At 59.1% G+C, this 572-nt stretch carries 1 protein-coding gene and 1 pseudogene; both read right to left on the bottom strand.

Annotated features, from left to right (window positions below; all coding sequences use genetic code 11):
- Nucleotides 1-104: DUF3181 family protein (locus NW837_RS15570; RefSeq protein ID WP_414332586.1), on the bottom strand; the 104-nt coding region annotated here is incomplete at its 3' end.
- A 63-nt stretch (nt 105-167) separates the two neighbouring features.
- Nucleotides 168-572, bottom strand: a pseudogene (locus tag NW837_RS15565) (hypothetical protein); the annotation flags it as partial.

The raw sequence follows: 572 nt of genomic DNA, 5'->3' as shown, positions 1-572 counted from the left end.
GCATCGCGCAGGTAAAGATGCCAGCGGGCCACATCGATGTAAACTTCTTTACCAATGGCAGCAGCTAATTGCTCAATGTCTGGGTTGCTGGGCACTTTGGCCATCGCTCAGCTCCGTTGGGGGTTGCGTCTGCCCTTGCTCAATCATAGCCTGAACCCAAGGGATCCTCAGGGAGGGCTGGCAGCCGAGCGGTCGGGTAGAGGTAGGGCGAAGTTCTCTTGCAACTGCCGCAGCATCAACAGGTGTTCCAGAGCTAGGCGATCCCGTTCTGTCCGCAACTGGCTCAGTTGGGCCTGAATTTGGCGGATATCGGCCTCGTCGGAGTCCCAGGTTTGCAAAAGGCGGTAGAGGCGCTCTTGTTGGTTGGCAATTTGCCGGTTTAGGCGGGCTAGACGGCGGCTGAACTCCACATCCATTTCCTCTGCCAGCTCGGGATCCGGCAGCAGGGCCAAGCGATCCCAATGGATGCCCAGGTCGGCCAAGCTTGGCGGGGGCGGATCCAACTCCTTGAGAAGGGGGAAGTCCGGAAAGGGCGATAGCTCCGTCTTGGGAGGGGCCCATTGGTTTTGATC

Origin of the sequence: Synechococcus sp. R6-10 (assembly GCF_047461815.1) — a bacterium.
GTDB lineage: Bacteria > Cyanobacteriota > Cyanobacteriia > Thermostichales > Thermostichaceae > Thermostichus.
The sequence above is the reverse complement of the archived record's forward strand: the minus strand, read 5'-3'. Positions and strand labels throughout refer to the sequence as shown.